Genomic DNA, 6,891 nt, shown 5'->3' on the forward strand with positions numbered 1-6,891 from the left:
CGGGGCAGTTGAGGTGACCCCTCCCGCCTCGCGTCGCGAGGCACCCTCCCCTCAAGGGGAGGGATCAGCCGCCCACCTTCTCGCCGAAGGACGAAAAGAACTGTCCGGCCAATTTCTTCGATGTCGATTCGACAAGAAGAAGGAAGAGCGGGGAAATCTTTCAGAAGAAAGCGGACTTGGAAGAAGATCGAAGGATCGTCGCCTCCGGGCCATCTGCGGTCAGGGTCACATCGGCGCCGCCTTTGGCGAAGCCGGCGATGCCACCCTTGCCCTCGCCCTGGATGGTGTAGGAATGCGGCGGGTTGAGGTTCCTCAGCGTCACCTCGCCGTTGAACGTCGCTTTGATGGGGCCGATTTTGACCACCACGGTCGCTCCCATCTCGGTGTCCGATTTCTTTTCGAGGCTCTGGCAGCCCGGAATGGTCTGGCTCAGAACGTCCGGGTCGTTCAGCGCTTCCCACACCTTTTGCAGGGGTGCGGCGATGCGTTCCTCGCCTTCGATCACCAAAGCCATAAAAATCTCCAGGATACAAACTGACAGGCCCCGATGCGGTCTAGCGTGAGGGTAGACGCATGTCTATCGCACCAAAGTCCGGAATCGGATGGCGCGTGCCTCTTGCCTGCTCTCGCGCGTTGTCATATCGATTTGTCATACAAATACGGAGACCATGATGGCCGGCGCCCCCACGCAGAAAAAGAAATTTCGCTCGCAGGAGTGGTTCGACAATCCCGACAATCCGGGGATGACGGCGCTTTACCTCGAGCGCTATCTGAATTACGGGCTGACGCGTGCCGAACTGATGTCGGGCAAGCCGCTGATCGGCATCGCCCAGACCGGCTCGGATCTGTCGCCTTGCAACCGCCATCATATCGAGCTGGCCAAGCGCGTGCGCGAGGGCATCGTCTCGATGGGCGGCATCCCTTTCGAGTTCCCATGCCACCCGATCCAGGAGACGGGCAAGCGCCCAACCGCCGCACTCGACCGCAACCTCGCCTATCTCGGCCTGGTCGAGGTGCTCTACGGCTACCCGCTCGACGGCGTCGTGCTCACCATCGGCTGCGACAAGACGACGCCGGCCCTGCTGATGGCCGCGGCCACCGTCAACATTCCGGCTATCGCGCTATCGGTCGGCCCGATGCTGAACGGCTGGCACAAGGGCAAGCGCACCGGCTCCGGCACCATCGTCTGGGAATCGCGCCAGCGCCTGTCGGCAGGCGAAATCGGCTATGACGAGTTCATGGACATCGTCGCCTCCTCGGCGCCGTCCACCGGCTATTGCAACACCATGGGCACCGCCACCACGATGAATTCGCTGGCCGAGGCGCTCGGCATGCAGCTGCCTGGCTCGGCCGCGATCCCCGCTCCCTATCGCGAGCGTGGCCAGATCGCCTATGAAACGGGAAAACGCATCGTCGACATGGTGCATGAGGATCTGAAGCCCTCCGACATCATGACCCGACAGGCCTTCGAGAATGCCATCGTCGTCAATTCGGCCATCGGCGGCTCGACCAACGCGCCGATCCATCTCAACGCCATCGCACGCCATCTCGGCGTGCCGCTCGACAATGACGATTGGCAGCAGGTCGGCCTCAAAATACCGCTCATCGTCAACCTGCAGCCGTCGGGCGAATATCTCGGCGAGGATTATCATCATGCCGGTGGCGTGCCGGCGGTGGTGGCCGAACTGATGAAGGCCGGGCTGTTGCCCCATCCCGACGCCATGACCGTCAACGGCAAGACGATGGGCGACAATTGCAGTGGGGCCGTCAACGAGAATCCCGACGTCATCCGCAGCGTCGCCGAGCCGCTGAAAGCCAATGCCGGCTTCATCAATCTTAGGGGTAATCTGTTCGATTCGGCGATTATGAAGACCAGCGGTATCTCGCCCGAATTCCGCGAACGCTATCTGTCGAACCCAAAGGACCCCGAGGCCTTCGAAGGCAACGCCATGGTCTTCGACGGGCCCGAAGACTACCACGCCCGCATCGACGATCCGGCGCAAGGGATCGACGAGCACACGATCCTGTTCATGCGCGGCGCCGGCCCGATCGGTTATCCGGGCGGCGCCGAAGTCGTCAACATGCAGCCGCCGGCCCATCTCATCAAGAAGGGCATTCATGCGCTGGCCTGCATCGGCGACGGTCGCCAGTCGGGCACGTCGGGCTCGCCGTCGATCCTCAACGCCTCGCCCGAAGCCGCCATAGGCGGCGGGCTGGCGCTGTTGAAGACCGGTGACCGCGTTCGCATCGACCTGCGCAAGGGCACCGCCGACATTCTCGTCACCGACGACGAGATCACGCGCCGTCGCGCCGAGCTGCAGAACAGTGGCGGCTATCACTACCCCAAGCACCAGACGCCATGGCAGGAGATCCAGCGCGGCATGATCGACCAGTTTTCCGAAGGAATGGTGCTGAAGCCGGCGGTAAAGTACCAGGATGTGGCGCACACCCGCGGCGTGCCGCGGGACAATCACTGAACGCCGGGCAGGGCGCTTTTCGCAACGGGCAACCGGCGGCTTGTTCGGGATCAAGCCGCCGTCGGTCCTATAGCGCAGTTCTGCCCTGGCCTGCCTGAAGTCGCCGCTCACAAATATCCTGTGATCTCCGGCGCCCGATCCTGCCTGTCGCGCCTGCCGTCCTCGTAGACGATGGGTGCTGCGGCGAGTTCCTCTTCGGTAACGTCGTCGAGGCAGGCGACGTTCACCGCCCAGAAGTTCCCGCCCATGAAGTCGAGATAGCCGCGCGACAGAAAATTCGCGCCGCAGTTCGGGCACATATAGTGGTCGATTTCGCCTTCCGGCCAATTCGACGGCGTCGCCTTGTATTCCCGCATCCGGTCGCGGCCGTCCGTCACCCGCACGGCCTCATAGGCCGCGAAGGATTTCCGGTAGCCGAGCTTCCAGCAGAAGCTGCAATTGCATTTGCGGATGCCCTCAGTGAGGTCGATGTCGGCTTCGAAACGCACCGCGCCGCAATGGCAGCTGCCGTGATAGGTCTTTTTCATGGTTTTCCTCCCAGACGTGTTCTGGCTCCGCCAAACCGGCCGCCGGAGCCAGAGCATCCTTTGCTTCAGGCATGACGCTTGACAAGCGGGCGCAACAAATCCACGATCATGGCAAGGGGTGCATCGCGACGACCCCGTGAGGCGTCAGCCCAACGTTCGCGTCCAAGCTTCTCTGTCAAGGAGGTGGACGCCATGCCGTCGACAACCGCTATCACCGTATCGCAACTATCCCGTCTGATTGGTCTGCCGGGTGCGCCCGCGATCGTCGATGTTCGTATCGAAGATGATTACAACGCCGATCCGCGCCTGCTCCCGGCCTCAAGCCGGCGTGATTTCAAAACCGTCTCTACCTGGGCGTCCGAATACGCCGGCAGCCGAGTGGCGGTCGTCTGCCAAAGGGGACAAAAGCTCTCGCAAGGCGTGGCCGCATGGCTGCGGCATGAGGGCGTCAGTGCCGAATCCCTCGAAGGCGGCTTCGAGGCCTGGGGCGATGCCAAGGGGCTTTTGGTCGATGCCGGCAAGTTGCCGCCCCGCGATGGAAAAGGCCGCACCGTATGGGTGACGCGGGCGCGCCCGAAGGTCGATCGCATCGCCTGCCCCTGGTTGATCCGGCGTTTCATCGATCCGAGCGCTGTTTTCCTCTTTGTCGAGGCGGCCGAAGTGTCGGCCACTGCGGATCGCTTTCAGGCCGTGCCTTTCGACATCGACAATGTGTTCTGGTCACACCGCGGCGAACGCTGCACCTTCGACACGATGATCGAAGAGGTCGGGCTCGAATCCGAGGCGCTCGACCGCCTGGCCATGATTGTGCGCGCAGCCGACACTGCAAGTCTCGATCTGGTTCCCCAGGCGGCCGGATTCCTGGCCGCCTCGCTTGGCCTGTCGCGGATGTTTCGCGACGATCTGGAACAGCTGGAGGCAGGCATGCTGCTCTACGATGCGTTTTACCGATGGTGCCGCGACGCTACCGAGGAGACGCACAACTGGCCAAGCGTGAGCAAGCCATGAGCGCCCCGGTTTCTGACAGAACGGAGGCTTCGGGGGGCGAGATCGTCGAAGCGCCGGCTGCGCCAACCTTCCGCGAAGGCGTAAAGCTCTGGGCGAAAATCGGCCTGCTCAGCTTCGGCGGGCCGGCCGGCCAGATCGCGCTCATGCACAAGGAATTGGTCGAGGAACGGCGTTGGATCGGCGAGCAACGTTTCCTGCATGCGTTGAACTACTGCATGATGCTGCCCGGCCCTGAAGCCCAGCAACTCGCCATCTATATCGGCTGGCTGTTGCACCGGACGATCGGCGGCCTGGTCGCCGGTGTCCTGTTCGTGGCGCCGGGCGCGCTTGTGATGCTCACCTTGAGCATCCTCTATGCGCTATACGGCGACGCTCCCCTCGTCGAGGCGCTGTTTTTCGGGGTGAAAGCGGCCGTGCTCGCCATCGTGATCGAGGCGATGATCCGGATCGGACGTCGGGCCCTGAAGAACCGAGTCATGGTTTCGATCGCGCTCGCCGCCTTCATTGCCATCTATGCATTGAACCTGCCGTTTCCGCTCATCATCCTGCTTGCCGGCGTGACGGGCTGGATTGGAAACCGTGTTGCGCGGGCCCTTTTTTCCGGTGCGGCACACGGCAAAGACGCGGTTCCCGACATCAAGGGCGCGGTCGACCTGATGTTCGAGCGCGGCGAGCTGGCCCACACCAGGCCGACGCGATGGCATGCGCCGCGCATCATTGCGATCTGGCTGCCGATCTGGCTCGGCCCCGTGCTGCTGATCTGGGTGTTCACCGGATCCACCAGCGTGTGGACTGAGATCGGTGGCTTCTTCAGCGTCATGGCGGTCGTCACCTTCGGCGGCGCTTACGCGGTCCTTGCCTATGTCGCGCAGGCAGCGGTCGAGTCCTTCGGCTGGCTCGCACCCGGTGAAATGGTCGATGGCCTCGGGCTTGCCGAAACCACGCCTGGTCCGCTCATTCTGGTCCTGCAGTTCGTCGGCTTTCTTGCCGCGTTCCGCCAATCCGGATCGTTGAGCCCGCTGCTTGCAGGATCGCTTGGGGCGATGCTCACCCTATGGGCGACGTTCACGCCTTGCTTCTTCTGGATATTCCTCGGTGCGCCCTACATCGAAGCCCTGCGCGGCAACAAGGCGCTGTCGGCGGCGCTGACCGCGATCACTGCCGCCGTCGTCGGCGTCATCATGAATCTCGCTCTGTGGTTCGGCTTGCACGTCATCTTCGGCGAAGTGCGCAACATCGGGCTTGGAATGGACGTGCCGGTGCTCTCATCCATCGACTGGCGCGCGGCGCTGCTGTCGTGTGCTGCCATGATCGCCATTCTGAAGCTGAAGATCGGCATGCTGCCGACGCTTGCGGGATCGGCCCTCGCCGGTGTTTTGTTGCTGGCAGCGAGCGGATAGCGGCTGCGTGCGGCCGTCGCTTCATTGTAGTTCGGGCATTCGGATAGGAACATCATGGCGAGACAACGCTCTTCCCTAGGCTTCCTTGGAATGTTCGGCCGATCAGGCGACCTCAGGCAACTCGACGCCGCGTTACGCGGCGTCGATCTTCATCCCGCCCTTGTGCCGGAGGGAGCAAAGCTCACCATCGTCAATCTGATGAAAGACCACTGGTCTGACGAGCCGCCACTACAAGCCTATCCAGCGGTGGCGCAGCTATTTGGCTATTGTATTGCCGGGCCGGAAGCATTCGAGCAATCCAACGGCCTTCAACATAGGCTGGATGCGGAGCGCCGGCTGGAGGCGGCACTTGAGGCCGGCGACAGCTTCGATGCGCAAATCATACTGATGACGCTGCATGCCAAGCTGATCAGTGGCGAGGTCGTCGAGCGCTATGGGTTGAGGACCGACTGACCGTTTTGACGAGAAGCGTTCTCAGCCGCCCATGCCGCTGCGCGGCAGATGGATAAGATTGCCGAAGCGGGCGCGCAACTTGTCGTCGACCAGCTTCGGGACATGGCGAGGGAAGCGCTCGGCGAGGATGCGTTTCTTCTCGATGATCGCCCGCTGCAAGATGTCGGGCCTGCCTTTCTCGTTCCACTCCTTCGGCGAAAACCGGTCGCCAACCGCCGGGTAGAAATATTCCGTCTGCATCAGCCGCAGCGTCTGCTCGTTGCCGAGATAGTGACCCGGCCCCTTCAGGCAGACGTCGGCGATGGTGTCTATCGACAGCGACTCATCGGTCACCTCGATGCCGCGCACGCAGCGCAGGCAATGGCCAAGCATGTCGTTGTCGATGATCAGGCTTTCCAGGCAGAAACCGAGCAGCGAGGCGTGCATGCCGGCCGATTCGTAGACGAGGTTGAGGCCGGCAAGGCCCGACATCACGTCGGTGATGCCCTTTTCGTAACCGGACTGGATATCAGGCAGTTTCGAATCCGTCATGCCGGCGGCCGAACCACCGGGCAGGTCGTAGAACTGCGCCATCTGGGCGCAGGCAGCCGTCAGCACCGCTTGCTCGGCCGAACCGCCTGACATGGCGCCGGTCCTGAGATCCGAGACGAACGGCCAGGTGCCGAAAATCGCCGGATGCCCCGGCCTGATGGCGTTGACATAGACGAGGCCGGCGAGCACTTCGGCCACCGCTTGCACCACCGCGCCGGCGATCGCCGCCGGCGCTGTGGCGCCTGCCTGGCCGGCCGACAGCAACAGGATCGGAATGCCGCCTTCGACGCAGGCCTCGAGCACGCCGCAGGCGTCCTCGGCGAATTTCATTGGCGGCACGACAAAACAGTTCGAATTGGAGACGAAAGGCCGCGCGCGAAAATTCTCTTCGCCGCCGGCAATGGCATAGAGCATGTCGAGTGCCGGCTTGACGTTCTCGCGCACCGTGAAGGACGTGCCGACATGCTTCGACGTGCCCATCACGCAGGCGTAGAG

General features: G+C 62.8%; 6 protein-coding genes and 1 pseudogene. 4 read left to right on the forward strand and 3 right to left on the reverse strand.

Going from position 1 to position 6,891, the window contains the following annotated elements:
• Window positions 1-64: 64 nt before the first annotated feature.
• Window positions 65-514, reverse strand: a pseudogene (locus EOA85_RS23105) (carbon monoxide dehydrogenase subunit G).
• Between the two features lie 157 nt (window positions 515-671).
• Between EOA85_RS23105 and EOA85_RS23110 the strand changes: the two are divergent.
• Complete coding sequence (locus EOA85_RS23110; protein ID WP_127211307.1) at window positions 672-2,477, forward strand: IlvD/Edd family dehydratase; 1,806 nt, start codon at window positions 672-674, stop codon at window positions 2,475-2,477.
• A gap of 107 nt (window positions 2,478-2,584) precedes the next feature.
• Here the strand turns inward: EOA85_RS23110 and EOA85_RS23115 are convergent, their stop codons facing one another.
• Window positions 2,585-3,004: a GFA family protein gene (locus EOA85_RS23115; protein WP_127211304.1), complete on the reverse strand. Its 420-nt coding sequence runs from the start codon at window positions 3,002-3,004 to the stop codon at window positions 2,585-2,587.
• A 192-nt stretch (window positions 3,005-3,196) separates the two neighbouring features.
• Here EOA85_RS23115 and EOA85_RS23120 point away from each other — a divergent pair, with 192 nt between their 5' ends.
• Genes EOA85_RS23120 through EOA85_RS23130 form a run of 3 tightly spaced genes read left to right on the forward strand, consistent with a single transcriptional unit; the run spans window position 3,197 to window position 5,865 of the window.
• The gene (locus tag EOA85_RS23120; RefSeq protein ID WP_127211305.1) at window positions 3,197-4,012 is read left to right on the forward strand and encodes a sulfurtransferase/chromate resistance protein; all 816 of its coding nucleotides are present in this window, start codon (window positions 3,197-3,199) and stop codon (window positions 4,010-4,012) included.
• Window positions 4,009-5,412, forward strand: a complete 1,404-nt coding sequence (chrA, locus tag EOA85_RS23125; protein ID WP_127211306.1) for a chromate efflux transporter — start codon at window positions 4,009-4,011, stop codon at window positions 5,410-5,412. The genes EOA85_RS23120 and chrA overlap by 4 nt, the downstream gene beginning before the upstream one ends.
• 54 nt (window positions 5,413-5,466) lie before the next feature.
• The gene (locus tag EOA85_RS23130) at window positions 5,467-5,865 is read left to right on the forward strand and encodes a hypothetical protein (RefSeq protein ID WP_065005970.1); all 399 of its coding nucleotides are present in this window, start codon (window positions 5,467-5,469) and stop codon (window positions 5,863-5,865) included.
• A gap of 21 nt (window positions 5,866-5,886) precedes the next feature.
• Here EOA85_RS23130 and EOA85_RS23135 read toward each other — a convergent pair.
• A partial coding sequence (locus tag EOA85_RS23135) for a trimethylamine methyltransferase family protein (RefSeq protein ID WP_206523351.1) occupies window positions 5,887-6,891 on the reverse strand: 1,005 nt, incomplete at its 5' end.

The organism is Mesorhizobium sp. M5C.F.Ca.IN.020.29.1.1 (assembly GCF_003997375.1).
In the GTDB taxonomy this organism is placed as follows: domain Bacteria; phylum Pseudomonadota; class Alphaproteobacteria; order Rhizobiales; family Rhizobiaceae; genus Mesorhizobium; species Mesorhizobium wenxiniae.

Coding starts and splice junctions, on each gene's coding strand:
- EOA85_RS23110 (WP_127211307.1), top strand. CDS start 672: ATGGCCGGCGCCCCCACGCAGAAAAAGAAATTTCGCTCGCAGGAGTGG.
- EOA85_RS23115 (WP_127211304.1), bottom strand. CDS start 3,004: ATGAAAAAGACCTATCACGGCAGCTGCCATTGCGGCGCGGTGCGTTTC.
- EOA85_RS23120 (WP_127211305.1), top strand. CDS start 3,197: ATGCCGTCGACAACCGCTATCACCGTATCGCAACTATCCCGTCTGATT.
- chrA (WP_127211306.1), top strand. CDS start 4,009: ATGAGCGCCCCGGTTTCTGACAGAACGGAGGCTTCGGGGGGCGAGATC.
- EOA85_RS23130 (WP_065005970.1), top strand. CDS start 5,467: ATGGCGAGACAACGCTCTTCCCTAGGCTTCCTTGGAATGTTCGGCCGA.